Genomic DNA, 18,489 nt, shown 5'->3' on the forward strand with positions numbered 1-18,489 from the left:
GGTACAATTCTCATGGCCATTTCGTATTTCCTCCTGCGTAGTACTCCTTGGATGCTTAAATTACCAAAACATCACCCACTTACAACGAACGCCCGATTGCTATTAACAATCGGGCGTTCGTTGTAAGTACAGCGTTCTTTCGCCTTATCTTTGATACTTAAAGCGTTTGATACTCTTCTTAGGCGTTTTCTCAAATTCTTCTGCATGGATTTCAATACTTGACAACTTACTATACGCAGGCAATATAGCGTTTAGTTGTTGACGGTTCTGTTCCATCAGGTTCACAAGGTCGTCGTTGTTCAATCCCAGGTTCTTAGCCTCATCAAAGTCGGGGAACACTAGGCCAACAAGCTTGTCGCCGTCTTGTACCACCACACTTTCAGTAACCATCGTCATCGAATTGAGCTTGTCTTCTATCTCCTCCGGATAAATGTTTTGTCCATTCGACCCAAGGAGCATATTCTTAGAACGACCTTTGATAAACACATTGCATTCGGCATCCATCAATCCGAGGTCGCCCGTGTGGTACCAACCATCCTTATCAAGCGTTTCGCGTGTTGCCTCCTCATTCTTATAGTAACCCAACATCACGTTCAAGCCACGCGCCAAAATTTCGCCAGGTACGTTTTGTGGGTCGTGACTATCTATTTTCACCTCCATGTGAACCACAGCTTTGCCGCACGACGTGGGGACAAAGTCCTTATAATCTGCATAAGTGATGATGGGTGCACATTCTGTTGCGCCATAACCAACAGTAAAGGGCAAGTCGATGCGTGTGAGGAAAGTCTCAACTTCGCGGTTGAACGCCGCTCCGCCAATGATAATCTCATAGAATTCACCACCAAAAGCCGCCGCTACTTGTTCTTTAATCTTTTGGTTTATCTTCTTGTTTATCACAGGCATATTAAGCAACAAGCGCATCTTGTTGTTCTGTATCTTTGGGAAAACACGTTTCCTAATAATCTTTTCGATAACCAATGGCACGGCAATAATCACCTTGGGCTTAATCTCGGCGAACGCTTGAGCGATGATGGCAGGACTAGGCATGCGATTAAGATAATAGATGTGGCATCCACAACAGAACTCGAAAATAAACTCGAATGCCATGCCATACATGTGGGCCATAGGCAGAATGCTGATAATGTGGGCACCCGGCGACACATGCGGACCTAGCACGCCCATGGCGAAGTCTAAGTTACTCCACAGTGCGCGGTAGGGAATCATCACACCTTTCGAAAAACCTGTGGTGCCGCTTGTGTAGTTGATAAGCGCCAGTTCGTCGGGGTTCTCCTCTATATAATAGTTCACATGCTCTTTACGGAAGTATTTTGGGTACTTCTTTCCGAACATTTCATTAAGATGTTCGCGTGCGTAAGTAAGCTTATCGGTACGCGAAAGCACCAACGAATAGTCGGGAATGTAGATGATACCCTCAAGTGCGGGCATCTTGGTAGCGTCTATCGTAGTGGCCACCACATCGCCCACAAAGAGCAACTTGGCCTCCGAATGGTTCACGATGTTGTGCATTTGGTCGGCGGTAAACTCGTGTAGCACGGGTACGGCCACCGCTCCATAGGTGAGCGTTGCCAAAAAGGCCACTGCCCAGTTAGTGCTATTGCGCCCTGCAAGGGCAATCTTGTCGCCCTTTACTACCCCGCTGTTTTCGAAGAGAATGTGCAATTTCTCTATTTTGCGCGCCACATCATGGTATTGTAGCGTTTGCCCTTTGAAGTCGGTCAGCGCATCAAGGTCCCAATGGTCTATGATGCTCTTCTGAACACAGGCATTAAAGCTAGGTATCTTTTCCATATCTTGTTTGCTTTTAAACGTTATACTTGGTTTTGGTGCTAACCTTTAACCGCTATTCTCTGTTTATCGTTCTTTATTATATCACACGTTTTGGTAAAGGTAGCGTTTTATGCTACGCTTGGGGGTTTTCTCAAACTCTGTGTCGTGCAACTTAATGGCCGACAGCTTGCAGTAAGTGGGCAAGATGGTGTTCAACTCGTGTCGGTTCTGTTCCATGATGGCCTCCAACTCTTCGGGCGAGAGGTCGAGCGATGCAACTTCTTCCATTTCGGGGTACACCAACCCCACTAGTTTATCGCCCTTTTGTACCACAAGACTCTCGTTAACCAAGGTCATCGAGTTGAGTTTATCCTCAATTTCCTCCGGAAATACGTTCTGTCCATTCGATGCCAGCAGCATATTCTTAATCCGCCCGCGTATATAGATGTGTCCATCGGGGCTCATCGTAGCCAAGTCGCCCGTGTGATACCATCCGTCTTTATCTAATACTTGCCTCGTTGCCTCCTCGTTTTTATAGTAACCCTGCATCACATTGATGCCGCGCGCCACGATTTCGCCTGGAACATTTAGCGGGTCGTTGCTCGCAATCTTTACCTCAACGTGTCGAACAGGCATGCCACACGAACCTGCAGCAAACAGACTTTGGTCGGTAAAGGTTAATACGGGTGCGGTTTCGGTGGTGCCATACACCACCGTGATGGGGAAACCAATATCTGAAAGAAAGTCTTCTATCTCCTTATTAAGACTTGCTCCGCCCACAATCACTTCGTAAACGTTTCCTCCGAAGAGATCGCGAACCATTTGGCAAAGGCTGCTTTTCACCTTTTTACCTATCACAGGCATGCTGGTGAGCAACTTAATGCGGTTGTTTTGTACCTGTGGAAATATCTTCTTGCGTATAATTTTGTCTACCATAAGCGGCACTGCCGAAACGATAGCGGGCTTTACTTCGGCCATAGCTTCAACAATGAGCGAGGGCGAAGGTTGGCGTGTAAGGAAGTGGTTGTGCGCTCCAACGCAGATAGCCAATAAAAACTCGAACATCTGCCCGTACATATGAGCCATAGGCAATATGCTCAATATATTACTTCCTGCTGGTACGTGCGGTGCCAACTCGTGCATCACAAAGTCGAGATTACCCCACAACGCCCTATATGGCAGCATTACACCCTTGGAAAAACCCGTTGTTCCACTGGTGTAATTGATGATGGCCAGCTCTCCGGCTTGGTCACAATGGTAAGCCACATGCTCCTTACGGAAGAACTTGGGATATTTTTTACCGAATAACTCGTTAAGGTGTTCGCGCGCAAACGACAGCTTTTCCGACTTGCACTCGCGCAACGAGAAATCGGGAAGGTAAACAATGGCCTCGACAACTGGCATCGGCTCCATCGTTAGATTTGGTGCAACAACATCGCCCACAAAGAGCAACTTCGACTCCGAGTGGTTAACAATGTTATAAATCTGTTCGGGCGTAAACTCGCTTTGCACAGGAACAACAACCGCACCGTAAGTGATAATGGCCAAATAAGCCACTGCCCAGTGCGCACTATTTCGTCCGCAAAGTGCAATCTTGTCACCTTTCACGATGCCGCCACTTTCGAACAGTATGTGTAACTTCTCTATTTTACGTGCCACATCGTGGTATTGTAGCGTTTTCCCTTTATAGTCGGTAAGGGCATTAAGGTTCCAATGGTCCTTGATGCTCTTCTCGATATAAGCATTAAAGCTAGGTATTTGTTTCATTGCACATATTTCTTAATCTTGTGCAAAGATACAACGTTGTTTGCACATTCCCAAAACTTCTGTGCAATTTGTGGTTTAATATAGTAAAATCCTCTGCCGCAACTCGTTGTTTCTGTGTGTTACACTCTTATACGAACGACAGTGCAAGCATCATTTTAGTGTTATGCCAAGCCTATATCCTTTCGCTTAACAATTCAATAAGTTCGTCGCGCCTTTCACAACTGAACACATGTATGCGGTTAGGCGTATGCACCACCACCATTTGGTCGCCGTTTTTTACGTATGCCCGATACCTACCCAAGTTGCGATTATAAAACAAGCCATAATGGCCAAAGAAGAACGAGATACCCCAAAGGCGCAAGTCCAGCCCTATTTCGTCTTTGGTTTCTACCTTGGTGATGGTGTTTAGCGGTATTCGCACCTTACCTATTTGGCGATGAATAACAAGTGTGGAATCGTTTAACGTTACTTTGCGTATCTGTATACAAAAGGCATAGAGCACCACAAAGACACAAGCGGCGAAGATAAGTAGATAGGTAAAGAAACGGGCCGAACCGAAATCGCTACGAACCATTCCGCCCATGCAAGCCATAAAGGCACCGTGCATAAGCACCATACCTATAATGGTGGTTACAAGTATGAACTTTGAGTAGGGCGAACGAAATGTGGATGTATTCATTTTTATGATGCGTTTTGTTTTATTTGGGATGTGTTGGACAACCGGTTTAAATCTCACTCAGCTCTAACCAGCGCATGCTCTTCTCGTCCAATTCATCTTTCAGCATGGGCAAGCGTTTGCTTTTCTCCGTTATTTCGGCCACCGATAATGTGCCACTAGAAAGTTGCGCCTCTATTTCGGCTTGTTCGGTTTCAAGCGCAGCAATGTCTTTTTCCAACTGCTCAAACTCCGTTTTCTCCTTATAAGTTAGTTTGCGCTTGGTTTCGTTGCGATAGGCAGGTTTCTCTTTCTTCTCAACAGGCACTACCTTACTTTCTGCTTGGGATGACAATTGGCTCCACTGGCGATACTGGGTATAGTTGCCAGGGAAGTCTTGTACCTCTCCCCCACCCTTAAACACCAAGAGATGGTCTACCACCTTATCCATGAAATAGCGGTCGTGGCTCACAATGATAACGCAGCCTGGGAAGTCTTGCAGATATTCTTCAAGCACTTGCAGCGTCTTAATGTCCAAGTCGTTGGTAGGTTCGTCTAGTACAAGGAAGTTGGGATTGCGCATCAGCACCGTGCAAAGGTACAATTTTCGTTTCTCGCCACCACTCAACTTATATACATAGTTATACTGTTCTTCGGGCGAAAACATAAAATGCTGCAAGAATTGAGATGCCGAAAGATGTCGGCCACTGCCCAAATCAATATATTCGGCAATGTCGGTAACAACGTCTATCACCTTTTTTTGTTCGTCAAACTTCAATCCTTCTTGCGAGAAATAGCCAAAACGAACGGTTTCGCCGATGTCGAAACGTCCGCCATCGGGTTGCACCTCGCCAAGCAACATCTTAATGAACGTAGACTTTCCCGTACCGTTATTGCCCACGATACCCATCTTCTCGAAACGCGCGAAGTTGTAGTAAAAGTCGTGAAGGATAACTTTTTCGGGCGACCACGCTTTGGAAACATACTGGCATTCGAATATTTTAGAGCCAATATAAACATTGCTGCTTTTAAGGCGCACTTGCCTTTCTTCAATGCGTTGCTTGGCCTTGGCCTCCAATTCGTAAAACGCATCTTCGCGATACTTTGCCTTATGCCCGCGCGCCTGTGGCTGTCGGCGCATCCAGTCCAGTTCGCGCCGATACAAGTTGTTGGCATGTTGCACCTCGGCACGCGCGTTGTCTAGTCGTGCTTGCCGCTTTTCCAAGTAATAGGCATAGTTTCCCTGATAGGTGTAGATGGTGTTATTGTCCAGTTCTACAATCAAGTTGCACACGCGGTCCAGAAAATATCGGTCGTGTGTAACCATGAGCAAGGTTTTGTTTCCTCGCGAAAGAAACCCTTCCAACCACTCAATCATCTCCAAATCAAGGTGGTTGGTGGGTTCGTCTAGTATCAGGAAGTCGGGTTCGGTAATAAGCGTGTTTGCCAAAGCCACGCGCTTTTGCTGTCCGCCACTAAGCTCTCCCATGGGCTGGTTCAAGTCGGCAATTTTCAGTTGCGTAAGTACCTGCTTGGCTTTAAGCACTTTTTCTTCGTCGCCATGATGGTTGAAACAGGCATCAAGCACGGTTTCTTTAGGGTCGAACGTGGGCGATTGCACCAAGCATGCCACGCGTAAGCCATTGCGATAGATAACCTCGCCGCCGTCTTTACCCTCTTCGCCCATCAGTATCGACAACAAAGTAGACTTCCCTGTCCCATTTTGGGCAATTAGTCCTACGCGTTGTCCCTCGGCAATTGAGAACGAAATGTTTTCAAACAGCACCTTCGCACCAAATCTCTTGGTGAGGTTCTGCACGTCTAGCACAGGTTTGGGGTTTGCCATAAGCTTTATTGGGCCTCTATATTCTTGTTTATTTCGTCGATGTAGTTAAGCAGTTCTTCGCGTCCGATGCGCTTTTCCGAGCTGGTTATGAAGTAAGGTGGCAGTTCTTCCCACGAGTCTTCCAACTGTTTCATCCACTTCTCGGCATTCTGTTTGGCCTTTACCAGGCCCAGCTTGTCGGCCTTAGTAAACACAATTGTAAAGGGAACGCCACTTTCACCAAGCCAATCAATGAACTCGCGATCTATCTTTTGCTGCTCGTGCCTGATGTCGATTAACACAAAGAGGTTTACCAACTGTTCGCGTTGAAGGATGTAGCTAGAAATCATTTGTTGCAGTTTCTGCTGCACGGTTTTAGACCTCTTGGCAAATCCATAGCCAGGAAGGTCCACCAAATACCACGAATCGTTGATGATAAAATGGTTTATAAGTAGCGTTTTGCCAGGTGTGGCCGATGTTTTGGCCAAGCCCTTGTGGTTGCAAAGCATGTTTATGAGGCTCGACTTGCCCACGTTTGAGCGGCCGATAAAGGCATATTCTATCTTGTTGTCTGTGGGACAAAGCCCTATCGAGGGGGCTGAAAGGGTGAAAGCCGACTTCTTGATGTCCATAAGTTCCGTAATTTTGTACCTTATATATATAGGGTGATAAAAGTTCGTGGGCGCGTTACCCCCTGCAAACAGCAAAAGGACGTATCCCAAACATCTATAAATGGCATTGTATCAGCACACGACGCCCGCCTTAACAACTGCCATATTCCATTGCAAAGTTAGTGAAAACAATTGGTTTTCTTGCTTTTTAAGGTAAGAAAACATGATGCGAACGGGTATCAAACAGCTACCGTATGGCACTAGGGTATAGACGCGTCTGTAACTAACGATAGATAAAAACAATATGATATACATTGGGGATTAAGAATAAATGCCTAACTTTGAAGAAATAAATCATGCAGATATGACCGTACAATATATCATCATCGCCGCCATTATAGCCACCGCCATTGGCTATGCGGCCTATAAAATATACGAAACAATTAGCAACACAAACAGCCCTTGCGGGGGTTGCAAGGGCTGTTCTATGGGTGAACAGCAGCCTGAAAACGACCTGCCAGACAAGAAAAAACCTACTTGCGACCACAAAATGTAGAAAACATTTGGTGTTCCGAATAATTATCTATACCTTTGCATCGCATTTAACAAAAGGGTACCTTGGCCGATCGGTTAGGTAACGGTCTGCAAAACCGTGTAGGGCAGTTCGACTCTGCCAGGTACCTCCACAAAGTGGGAAAGTTCTTCATTGAACTTTCCCGTTTTATTTTGATTTTAATTTACCCGATTGGCATTATTAAGGCTCAGCGGAAGATTATTAACGAAGTAATGCTTTGTTGAGCCATTTATAGCAGGTTGTAAGATTAGTGATATTGGCTCAACAATCAAACAAAATCAGCACAGGCCAAAATGTCCGATTTGGTTTAAAACACAAGTCAAAATAAATTTCCAAAGGAAACCTTAAACCGGAATCGGTTATTACGTATTTTCAAAAGCAAAGTTCTAGGAAGTTCTTCATTTATTATTTGAAATACGACCGGCGAGCTAACTCTTTGCGCGTGTTCAGCGTTTTCTTCAGCAAAATGAAAACGATTTATATAATAACCGATTTGGGTTACACATCAATTTGTCTTGGCTTTTAGTATTTTGGCCTATGGGTCAGAATCATCGCAACAAAAACAGGTCTTGCACGCCTTTTAAGTAACGTACAAAACCTGTCTTTGGTATCGTTTAAAGAGCCACTAGGGGCACTTTAAGTATCAAGCTTAGTCTAACCACTTCACGTAAGCGAAGTCTTGGCGATGCGGCAGAAGGTCGTTCTTGGGGTACATCCTCACACAACTTCTGTACGTACCTGCGTTAGAAGGCTCAATCTCGGCCTCGAAGGTGAAGAGATTGCCCTCGCGCTTAATCATCTTAAATTGATGCGTGCTGTACACTTCGCGTTCAGAATCGTTTTGTTCGTTATTCAGCGAAACAAGTTCCAGCCCTACGGCATCATCCAAACCTTGCTCGTCGATAACATAGCGTATCTTGTACTTCATACCCGTTTCGCCTCCGTTCTCCAAGAACGAAGTTTCCTTCGAAACCACGTGGATGCCATCCCAGCGCTCGGCAACGGCCTCTTTCCACAGCGAAATCTTCTTGGCCAATTCGTTGTTGTTGGCCAACAACTCGGCAGAACGCTTTGCCTGACGGTTATAGAACTTGTCGAAGTAGTCGTCGAGTTGACGTTTCATCGTGTAGTGAGGTGCGATAGTGGCAATCGAATTCTTGATAACTTGAATCCACTTCTCGCTATACCCCTTCTTGTTCTTCTTATAGTACATCGGGATAATCTCGTTTTCGAGCAATCCGTAGATGGTAGCTGCGTCGAGTTTATCTTGATACTCTTGGTTTTGATAGGTGCGTTTCTCGTCCAAAGCCCATCCTGCGCCTTCGCGATAGCCTTCAACCCACCATCCGTCTAGTACGGAGAGGTTTACTACACCGTTTAGTTCGGCCTTCTCGCCCGAAGTTCCCGATGCCTCCAAAGGACGTGTGGGCGTGTTCATCCAAATGTCTACACCAGATACCAAGCGACGAGCCAACTGCATGTCGTAGTCTTCCAAGAAAATAATTTTGCCCAAGAACTCTGGTCGCTGGCTTATCTCGAAAATACGCTTAATAAGGCCTTGACCTGCGCCATCGGCGGGGTGGGCCTTACCAGAGAAGAAGAAGAGTACGGGATGTTCGGGGTCGTTAACAATCTTAGACAAGCGTTCAATGTCGGTAAAGAGCAAGTGAGCACGTTTGTAAGTGGCGAAACGACGGCAGAAACCAATCATCAATGCGTTGGGATTGATGCGTTCGAGCAGCGAAACAACACGTGAAGGGTCGCCTTGGTTTTTGAGCCAAGTCTCGGTAAACATCTCGCGGATAAAGCGAACAAGCTTGTTTTTCAACGCCATGCGCGTGTTCCAAATTTCCTCGTCGTCTACATTATAGATGCCATGCCAAATCTTTTCGTTGCTTTGGTCGGACATGAACGACGGATCGAAGTACTTATCGTAAAGCTTACGCCATTCGGTAGCGGTCCAAGTGGGCAGGTGAACGCCATTGGTTACATAGCCCACGTGGTTTTCTTCGGGGTAATAGCCTTTCCAAATGGGGGCAAACATCTTTTGGCTAACCCATCCGTGCAGGCGACTAACGCCGTTAACCTCTTGGCAAGTGTTGCAAGCGAACACCGACATACAGAATCTTTCATCGTGGTTATTGGGGTTTTCGCGGCCCATACCGATAAACTCGTCCCACGAAATGCCCAGGCGTGAGGGATAGCCACCCATGTACTTGCCGAACAAATTCTCATCGAAATAGTCGTGTCCAGCAGGTACGGGCGTGTGAACGGTGTAGAGTGAAGAGGCGCGAACCAGCTCCATCGCCTCGTTGAAAGACATACCTCCATCAACGTAATCGCACAACCGTTGCAGGTTACACAGTGCGGCATGACCCTCGTTGCAGTGATAAATCTGCTTTTTGATACCCAGTTTCTTCAACGTTAAGATACCACCCATACCCAAAAGAATTTCTTGTTTAAGGCGGTTTTCGTTGTCGCCGCCATATAGGGCATGCGTAATGGGGCGGTCGTATTCAGAGTTCAGCTCGTTATCCGTGTCTAGCAGGTATAGGCTAATGCGCCCAACGTTCATGCGCCACACGTAAGCGTGAACCATGTAGTTCCTATAAGGAACGTCTACAACCACGGGATTGCCGTTCTCGTCTAGCTGTCTAACCAGCGGAAGTGAGTTAAAGTTCTGTGCGTCGTAGTTGGCAATCTGCTGTCCGTCCATGCTCAACGACTGCTTGAAGTAGCCATATCTGTACAAGAAACCAACGGCACACATGTCGACATTGCTGTCTGATGCCTCTTTAAGGTAGTCGCCGGCGAGCATACCCAAGCCGCCCGAATAGATTTTCACCACTTGGTTGATGCCGTATTCCATGCTGAAATAGGCCACCGAGGGGCGTTTGCTATCGGGTTTTACATCCATATACTTGCGGAACATGGCGTACACGTCCTTCACTTTCTTCATCAGGGCCTTGTCCTTCACGATTTCTTCCTTACGGTCGTAGCTCAATCGTTCGAGCAACATCACGGGGTTGTGTCCCACTTTCTCGTAAAGCGTTTCGTCGAGGCTCTTCCACATGTTGCGTGCCTCATAGTTCCAAGCCCACCACATGTTGTGCGCAAGCTCGTCCAGACATTTCAGTTCTTCCGGCAGTCGCGACTTAATGGAAAGCTCTTTCCATACCGGATCATTTGAATAATCGGCTTTAATCTTCATAATTTCAGTTCAATTATTGAATAATGTTGTTTCTTCTTATTATTTTGTTCGTTCTTCCGCTTTTCTCAACGCAATGTCGTAAGCGTCTTCGTAATAGGCGATGAACTTTCTCCAAAGGGCTTTCTTCGAAAGGTTTCTTGCCTTTTCCCTTGCTTTCGCCACCTGTGTCTTGGTCAACAAGGCATAGTTTGCAACCGCATCCCTTATCTCATCGGCCACTTCGTGGTAGTTATAATCGGTGCGATGCACAACCTTCACGCCGTTTTCAAGGCTGTTTTCTGCCTTTTCGTCGGCCAAAACATGTTGTGCCCAGATGCCAAACCCAGCCAAATCGGTAGTAATGCAAGGTATGGAGAAAGCCACAGCTTCGAGAGGCGTGTAACCCCAAGGCTCATAATACGAGGGGTAAACGCAGAGATCGTTACCAAGGATGAGGTCGTAATAAGGCATATTGAAGATACCATCGTTGCCGTTGAGGTAGCAAGGAACGAAAATTATCTTTACCTTATCCTGCTTGTTGTTCGCAAAATCCAACGAACGCATCATCGACAAGGCCTTGTCTTGGTCCATGTTATGCAGCCAATGGGTGAGCATGGGACATTGTAGGGGTGTGTCGAAAGTGGTATTGGCCTTTGCTTTCAGGCGTTCGGCGAGGTCTTGGCGTGCGTTTCCCACCCAAGCGGGCACATCTATAAAGGCCACAACCTTCTTGTTCAGCCGTTCGTCGAAACGCAAACGGTTCATGGCATCAATAAAAACGTCGATGCCTTTATTTCTAAATTCGTATCGTCCACTAGTAGAAACGATGAGTGTATCGTCGTCGAAGGTGTCGCCCGTAAGACAATTAGCCACGCGTAACAATTCAGCACGTGCATGTTTTCGCTTGCTTGTGAAGGCATTAGACTTCGGAACAAAGTCGTCTTCAAATCCATTTGGCAGCACCACATCAACCTCTTTGTCCAGTAGTTCGCGGCATTCGTTGGCCGTGATGTCGCTAACGGTGGTGAAACAGTCAACGTTCCATGCCGTTTGTTTCTCTATCGAATGCTTGCTTTGCATGTTTAATTCGTCGGCCATTTGGTCTCCGTTGTAGGCAAACAGATATTCGTAGAGGGGCTTGTTGTTGCCGGCAATACTTCGTCCGATGCTTGTTGCATGGGTTGTAAATATGGTTGCAACCGCTGGAAGGTGCTTTCTTACGTACAACAGGCCCAATCCGGCCATCCATTCGTTACCATGATACACCACTTTTTCGTTCTTTCCTACCTGGCAATGGCAGAAACTCTCTACCACTTTGGCCGCTGCATACGAGAACATCGACGCCTCGTCGTAATCTCCATAGCCGTGCAAACTGTCCACTTGGAAGTCTTCCCACAGCTCCGTATATATTTTATCTTTCTCTGAAAAGAAGGGTTGAAAGTCTACCAACACAGCAACAGGCGAGCCAGGAACATCCCAACGGCCCACCTTAACGTTCAAACCATCCGTCCGAGCTTGCTTTACCCAATCGGCATAAAGGCTATTCACTTCCTGAAAACCCGTGTTCTCTCCATTCAAGAGCGGGCCTACGAAGATTATCCTGTCGGGCATTACCGCCTGTAAAGTCCGTGCCCGTGTAGAAAGAACCGTGTAAATCCCGCCAACCTTGTTACATACTTCCCAACTTGATTCTAGAATATAGTCGGGGAATAGCTTTTTTCTATTCATTTATATATATAAAATATTGTTGCAAAGATAGCATAATTTTTAGACAACGCCCAAGTTATAGTTCATTAATTTGCTAAAAGGTGGTATATACTTGATTTAGATTGGGTGGGCAAATGCACATTAGTGCTTGTGTTAAAAAGCCCACAACTGGGATGTATTCGGCCTCCTTTATATTCAAAATGCGCATATAAACAAGGTGCTAGAACCTGCCGATACAAGCCACACTCCTTACAACTGATTGCACAAGTCGGCGAAACTGGCATGCAAATAGTTGGGGATAATCACCTTAGTATATTGATTTATCACCTCAACGGAGTTTGAAGTGGCCAGTCCCACAAGCGGCATACCAGCCGACTTAACAGATTTAAAGCCACTAGTACTATCTTCGAAAGCCACACACTCGGTGGGCCTCACCCCGAAATAGCTTGCTCCAAGCAGATAGCAATAGGGGTCGGGCTTGCTTTTGGCAAAGTCTTCGGCCGTGAAAACGTGGTCGAAAAGTGCCTTAAAGTTGGGATGTTGGTCATAAACCTGCTGCATTTTTTCTTTGTTGCTGCTGGTAACAACGGCCGTATTAACTTTAAGCTGATGCAATTGGGCAATGAAATCCTCAAAACCAAGTACATACTCAAACTGCATATTGCGCTCGAATGTGTTAAGTTCTGCCGTTATTTTATTCTGCAAATCGGGTTTGTCAGCAAAGTAACGCTCGTAAATCCATGTCAACGTTTGTCCTTTAATGCTGGTGGCCAATTGGGGTTCGTTGGGATAATGGCGTGCGAACACGGTGCTCCAAAACGCTGTATACTGTGGTTCTGTGTCGAAAACAACACCATCCAAATCAAAAAGAGCTGCTTTTTTGTAACTCATATTCTCTATGTTTTAAAGGAAAATCCATCATATCATCCTACACGTGGCCTGGTGCGATGTCATTGCAAACAAAGCCATAAAGCCTGCCCTACCCTTTCTTTACTTGCGAACATACATGCCGGCATTTAGGTTTGCGATAAATTTTTCGCCCTCTTCAAACCCCTCTTCGTAAAGCATTTCCAGCTTGTTCGTGTCTTTTTCAATTCTGCCCACATCCATAGGGCGTTGCGGACGAATACAAACTATTCGCCCTTCGCGCTCCAAATCTTCGGCCAATTGCAGCTGTGCGTTGTACACTTCAAGTCTTCTGCTTAGTGCAACCCTCAGTCGCGGATACTTCTTATATATAAAATTAGGTATCTTATGGTCTTTTCCCGTAGCCCTAAACCCATAGTTGCGTGTCATCACCACCACATTAAAGTCGTGTCCTGTGTCGATAGCTCGTTGCACGGGTATGCTGTCTACGATACCGCCGTCAAGCATGGGAATGCCGTCTACCTCTACAATTTTACAAACAAAGGGTAAACTGCTCGATGCCCTAACCACATCAAGCGCGCGTTGCTTGTCGTTTTTCTCCGTCAGGTACATGGCACCACCAGTCAAGCAGTTGGTAGTAACCATTTCGAATGTTGTTCGATTGCTGAAATAAGCATCGTAATCGAAAGGCAATAGCTCATTGGGAAACTTGTCGTACAGCAAGTCTTGGTCGAATATACAACCTTGCGTAACCAAGTGGCGTAATCCCAAATAATCGTAACGGGCCAGAAAGTCGATATTCGAAAGTCTTGCCCTTCTTGGTTGCCAGCTCATATACGACATGCCGTTGCAGGCTCCGGCGGACACTGCAACAACATAATTAAATCGCAAGCCATGTTTCATAAAAGCGTCTAAAACACCGCTGGTAAACACCCCGCGCATGCCTCCGCCTTCAAGAACTAAGCCCGTATTTGCCCCTATTTGCATAAAACACTTTAAATTTTAGGGGCAAAGTTAATAAAACATGCTCATTTTTTCATATCTTTGCGTACAAATGTTTTAAAACTAATTATCATGTTCAGCAAGGAAACTTACATCCGTAGGCGTACCGAACTTAAAAAGTTGGTACAAAGTGGTGTGATTGTCATTTTTGGCAACAACGAATCACCATGCAATTTTCCCAACAATGGATACTATCCATTCCGTCAAGACTCGTCGTTCCTCTACTATTTCGGCGTACAACGCGATGGACTTGTTGGAGTAATCGACATTGACAACAACGTCGACACACTCATTGGCGACGACATCGACATTGACGACATCGTGTGGTATGGGTCGGTTGACAGTGTAAAAGACTTGGCCGCGCAGGTGGGCGTAGAACATTCGGCCCCTATGAAACACCTCAAAACCGTTTGCCACGATGCCATTAAGCAAAAACGGAAGATACATTTCTTGCCTCCCTATCGGCACGACATCAAGTTGCAGATATTCGATCTCCTAGGCATTCACCCCAACCAACAAAAGGATGCTGCCTCTATGCAACTTATCAATGCCGTGGTGAAAATGCGTTCGGTAAAAGAAGACCAAGAGATTGAAGAACTAGAAAGGGCCTCTGAGATTGGTTACCTGATGCACACCACAGCCATGAAACTGATAAAGCCCGGCGTAACAGAGAAGTATGTGGCAGGACAAGTCAGCGGAATTGCCGGCTCGTACGGTGCAATGGTAAGTTTCCCGACAATCTTTTCGCAACACGGAGAAATTATGCACGGCAATCCTTCGATGGCCGTACTAGAAGAAGGCAGGCTGGCCTTGTGCGATTGCGGTGCCGAAACGATTAACAACTACTGTTCGGACAACACGCGTACAATGCCCGTTAGCGGCAAGTTCACACAACGCCAATTGGAGATATACACCATCGTTGAGGCTTGCCACGACCATGCGCTCGAGCTTTCTAAACCCGGCGTAAAGTATTACGATGTGCACATGGGTGTTTGCCGCATGATGACCGAACGCCTGAAAGAGCTGGGACTAATGAAGGGCGACACCGACGAGGCGTTGGCAGCTGGCGCACATGCCATGTTCCTGCCCCACGGACTTGGACACATGATGGGCATGGACGTGCACGACATGGAGGCCTTAGACCAAAAATATGTTGGCTACGACGACGAAATACAGCCTTCTACCCAATTCGGCACCTCGGCCCTGCGCATGGCACGCCGCTTGGAAAAGGGATTTGTGGTTACAGATGAACCAGGAATATACTTCATTCCCGACCTTATCGACGATTGGCGAGCCAAAGGACACTGCAAAGACTTCCTTAACTTCGACCTCATCGAAACTTACAAAGACTTCGGCGGCATCAGATTGGAAGACGATGTGCTGATAACCGACAATGGTTGCCGCATGCTTGGCAAGCAAATCATACCCTACCACCCCAAAGACGTGGAAGAGTATATGGCCAAACACCGCGTGTAAGAACTACGCCAATGCCAGCAACGCCGGCACACACCTAAAAGGATGCCCACACGGGGGTGCGCCCTTGTGTGCGGCATCTCTTTATAAGGGCAGGCCAATGTCTTCGCTTATGCAACACAACTTCAAGCATGCAAACAGCAAATAGTGGCAGCCCCGAACAAACATGGCCGCATTTACAATGCCCACAACATAACAAACAAACCTACCGCGAAAGCGGTTAAGAACATGGTTTCAATTAACAATTTAAATATTTAAAAACAAGCAGAACAATGAAAAAAGTATTCTTCGCTGTACTTGTTGCGCTCACTGCTACAGGTTTGAACGCTAAGACTCCTAAGACAAAAACCACCCCTACTAGGAGCAAACCCGTGTTTACGGTGGTAAAGGAGAACAAAATTACCAGTATCAAAGACCAAAACCGCAGTGGAACGTGCTGGGACTACGCCACGATGAGTTTCATCGAGAGCGAAATCCTACGCAAGTCGGACAAGACCTACAACCTCAGCGAAATGTTTATCGCGAGCAAAAACTACATGGATCGTGCTGTTAAGGCTGTTAGAATGCACGGCGACGTGTCGTTCGCACAAGGCGGTAGCTTTGACGACCCCATCCACGTTATCAGGCAACACGGTATCGTTCCCGAAGAAGCAATGGCTTTGCCTGGCACAATGACAGGCGACTCGTTGGCCAACTTCGGCGAGTTTTTTAGTGTGATGTCGCCTTATGTGTCTGCCGTTGCTACAAGCAAGGCCAAGAAACTTTCTCCTGCATGGAAAAAGGGCTTGCAAGGCATTCTCGATGCGTACCTAGGCAAATGCCCTGAAAACTTCACTTACGAAGGAAAGAGCTACACGCCGCAATCGTTCGCAGAGAGTCTAGGCCTTGATTGGGACGATTATATCACCTTCACCAGCTACACCCACCATCCCTGGTACTCCAAATTTGCCGTAGAGGTGCAAGACAACTGGCGTTGGGCACAAAGCTATAACGTACCTATCGAAGACCTTACCCGCATTATCGACAATGCCATCATGAACGGCTACACCATTGGTTGGGGCGGCGACGTTACCGAAGATGGTTTCACTCGCAAAGGTTTGGGTATTGCTATCGATGCCAAGAAGGTGCGTTCGATGGCTGGAACAGATGCCGACCGCTGGTTTAAGCTTTCGCAAGACGAGAAGAAACACCGCTACGACTCGCTGGGCGTAAACGTTCCCGAACTTGTTCCCACACAAGCACTTCGCCAAGAGGCTTACGACAACTGGGAAACAACCGACGACCATGGCATGCACATCTTTGGCATTGCTAAGGACCAGAACGGAAAAGAATACTATATGGTGAAGAACTCGTGGGGTAAGTATGGCGACTATAAGGGCATTTGGTACATGACCAAGGCTTACGTTGCCCTCAAAACGATGGACTTCATGGTAAATAAGAACGCCGTTCCTGCCGACTTGTTGCAGAAGATTGGCTTGTCGAAGTAATTCGAGAATAAAGGTACATTTACCTTTCCTAGTAAACAATCGTCTAGGTTGGGCTTGAAACATTTTCTTCTTGCCCGCCCTAGACGATTTTTTGTGCGCCAACAGATGGTGCATACAACATTGTGCATCGCTTAAAGAAACAAACAGCCAATATCTCATCTGTTTTTTAGGCAGACTATCTTCCGCCTATCGGCGCATTACACAGAGCAAAGCCGTCTTGACTTTTAATATTTCTGTAAATCGAAAGGAGTTTGCTATCTTTGTGATGCCAACATAAGATAAACACTCCTCCCAGATACAAAGTGCAGAACAAATCAATTCACGGGCTTATAAACTCGCGAAAGCCCAACAACTTCCAAATACAGCAACTCATCAAATGACAAACTCAAAAACTCATCAACTCAAAAACTTATAAACTCACACACTCATCAACTTATAAACTCACACACTCATCAACTTACAAAGTCATCAACTCAAAAGCTCATCAACTCAAAAACTTAAATTATTTCCTTTTTGTTTTACAAAACCTCTTAAATTTTCACTCCGTTCTAGCGAAAATATAGGCTATAAAGTAGTTAAATTGGTACTCTTTCTTGTTTTTCAGGCCTTCCAATATGTTCGTTTTTAAGAAAAAGACCTGCATTTTGCACCATTTAGTCTTTCTAGATTGGTCGTTGACTCATAATTTTTCATGCCCAAATACCCACTTTTAGACCCTAAAACCCCACTTTTTAACGGTCATTTTGCCCTTTTGCACCATGTTTTTGATGGTTCGAAGAGGTTTTGTCCGTACCATTGCAGTGTATTTTTATGCACACTATTACACATTTAGCAGCATTTTAGCTTGCGTTTTGCACCATTTTGCACGGCGTTTTGCACCATTTTACCTTGCATTTAGCACCGAAACGCACTCCATTTTGCACCAAAACGCACTCTATTTTGCACCAAAACGCACCCTATTTTGCAGCAAATAGCCCCGAAAATGGTGTAAATGACGGTTCTTTGAAATAAATATTCATTTTGCCTGCATACACATACTAACCCTTTTTGCATCAAAACCAACCTTCACGAGAATCGATTTTTTGCAGCAAGGTGGGCGATTGGTGAACGAAAATGGCACTCATAATGTTAAATTTCTTACCAAAAACCAGACAAAAATACTTATACTGCGTACACGCGCGCGTGCATCGACACCTAATGTACGTACGCTTACAATCGCCAGCGCAAGGGGTTGCAGGGCATGCAGCCCACGGCCAACGGAGGCAGCATCATGGAAACGCAGAAGTAATCTGCCATCGACAGTCAGTTTTCTGGCTTGTAGTTTTCCAACTCGGTAACTTTGTTAACCAGGTTACTTCCTACCTCATCAACTCGTTAACTTTATGGTTGAATGAAAGTAAACATACCTAAATACCCCCGAAACGTGCGCGAACCAGCCGACGTAAAGAACCTATCACAATGCGATGAGACAGCGGATAAGGACATATTTGAGCGGCACATAAAGCACGAAAAACATTATTTCGTGCTAAAATCGTGCTAAAAT

General features: G+C 46.1%; 13 protein-coding genes and 1 tRNA gene. 5 read left to right on the top strand and 9 right to left on the bottom strand.

The features are described 5' to 3' along the window. Positions 1 to 144: 144 nt before the first annotated feature. From BN93_RS08565 to yihA, 5 genes are all read right to left on the bottom strand, one after another. Entirely contained in the window at positions 145 to 1,809 is a 1,665-nt protein-coding gene (locus tag BN93_RS08565; RefSeq protein ID WP_019187932.1) for an AMP-binding protein, read from the bottom strand. An 81-nt stretch (positions 1,810 to 1,890) separates the two neighbouring features. Then, on the bottom strand, positions 1,891 to 3,555 hold the full coding sequence (locus BN93_RS08570; RefSeq protein WP_019187933.1) for an AMP-binding protein: 1,665 nt from the start codon (positions 3,553 to 3,555) through the stop codon (positions 1,891 to 1,893). Positions 3,556 to 3,727: 172 nt separating this feature from the next. Then, a complete protein-coding gene (locus tag BN93_RS08575) occupies positions 3,728 to 4,234 on the bottom strand; it encodes a PH domain-containing protein (RefSeq protein ID WP_044260291.1) in 507 nt (168 codons plus the stop codon). A 46-nt stretch (positions 4,235 to 4,280) separates the two neighbouring features. After that, complete coding sequence (locus BN93_RS08580; RefSeq protein ID WP_019187935.1) at positions 4,281 to 6,056, bottom strand: ABC-F family ATP-binding cassette domain-containing protein; 1,776 nt, start codon at positions 6,054 to 6,056, stop codon at positions 4,281 to 4,283. A 5-nt stretch (positions 6,057 to 6,061) separates the two neighbouring features. Continuing rightward, on the bottom strand, positions 6,062 to 6,667 hold the full coding sequence (gene yihA, locus BN93_RS08585; RefSeq protein ID WP_019187936.1) for a ribosome biogenesis GTP-binding protein YihA/YsxC: 606 nt from the start codon (positions 6,665 to 6,667) through the stop codon (positions 6,062 to 6,064). A 343-nt stretch (positions 6,668 to 7,010) separates the two neighbouring features. Here yihA and BN93_RS08590 point away from each other — a divergent pair, with 343 nt between their 5' ends. Both BN93_RS08590 and BN93_RS08595 read left to right on the top strand, forming a co-directional pair. After that, the gene (locus BN93_RS08590) at positions 7,011 to 7,202 is read left to right on the top strand and encodes a FeoB-associated Cys-rich membrane protein (protein ID WP_019187937.1); all 192 of its coding nucleotides are present in this window, start codon (positions 7,011 to 7,013) and stop codon (positions 7,200 to 7,202) included. A gap of 56 nt (positions 7,203 to 7,258) precedes the next feature. Beyond that, positions 7,259 to 7,332 (top strand) — tRNA-Cys (locus tag BN93_RS08595). Between the two features lie 537 nt (positions 7,333 to 7,869). On the opposite strand, the gene glgP is transcribed toward BN93_RS08595, so the two are convergent. From glgP to BN93_RS08615, 4 genes are all read right to left on the bottom strand, one after another. Continuing rightward, a complete protein-coding gene (glgP, locus tag BN93_RS08600; protein WP_019187938.1) occupies positions 7,870 to 10,431 on the bottom strand; it encodes an alpha-glucan family phosphorylase in 2,562 nt (853 codons plus the stop codon). Between the two features lie 39 nt (positions 10,432 to 10,470). Further along, entirely contained in the window at positions 10,471 to 12,138 is a 1,668-nt protein-coding gene (locus BN93_RS08605) for a glycogen/starch synthase (RefSeq protein WP_044260228.1), read from the bottom strand. A gap of 228 nt (positions 12,139 to 12,366) precedes the next feature. Beyond that, positions 12,367 to 13,008, bottom strand: a complete 642-nt coding sequence (locus BN93_RS08610; RefSeq protein WP_019187940.1) for an HAD family hydrolase — start codon at positions 13,006 to 13,008, stop codon at positions 12,367 to 12,369. Between the two features lie 99 nt (positions 13,009 to 13,107). Then, a complete protein-coding gene (locus BN93_RS08615; RefSeq protein ID WP_019187941.1) occupies positions 13,108 to 13,971 on the bottom strand; it encodes a patatin-like phospholipase family protein in 864 nt (287 codons plus the stop codon). A gap of 87 nt (positions 13,972 to 14,058) precedes the next feature. Here BN93_RS08615 and BN93_RS08620 point away from each other — a divergent pair, with 87 nt between their 5' ends. The 3 genes from BN93_RS08620 to BN93_RS17565 all read left to right on the top strand — a co-directional run bounded on the left by BN93_RS08620 (position 14,059) and on the right by BN93_RS17565 (position 18,486). Then, positions 14,059 to 15,462: an aminopeptidase P family protein gene (locus tag BN93_RS08620; RefSeq protein ID WP_019187942.1), complete on the top strand. Its 1,404-nt coding sequence runs from the start codon at positions 14,059 to 14,061 to the stop codon at positions 15,460 to 15,462. 269 nt (positions 15,463 to 15,731) lie between these two features. After that, positions 15,732 to 16,946, top strand: a complete 1,215-nt coding sequence (locus BN93_RS08625; RefSeq protein WP_019187943.1) for a C1 family peptidase — start codon at positions 15,732 to 15,734, stop codon at positions 16,944 to 16,946. Between the two features lie 1,390 nt (positions 16,947 to 18,336). Next, positions 18,337 to 18,486: a hypothetical protein gene (locus BN93_RS17565; RefSeq protein ID WP_157462778.1), complete on the top strand. Its 150-nt coding sequence runs from the start codon at positions 18,337 to 18,339 to the stop codon at positions 18,484 to 18,486. The last annotated feature ends 3 nt before the right edge of the window (positions 18,487 to 18,489 follow it).

This window comes from Prevotella conceptionensis 9403948, from assembly GCF_000312305.1.
GTDB classification, from domain to species: Bacteria; Bacteroidota; Bacteroidia; order Bacteroidales; family Bacteroidaceae; genus Prevotella; species Prevotella conceptionensis.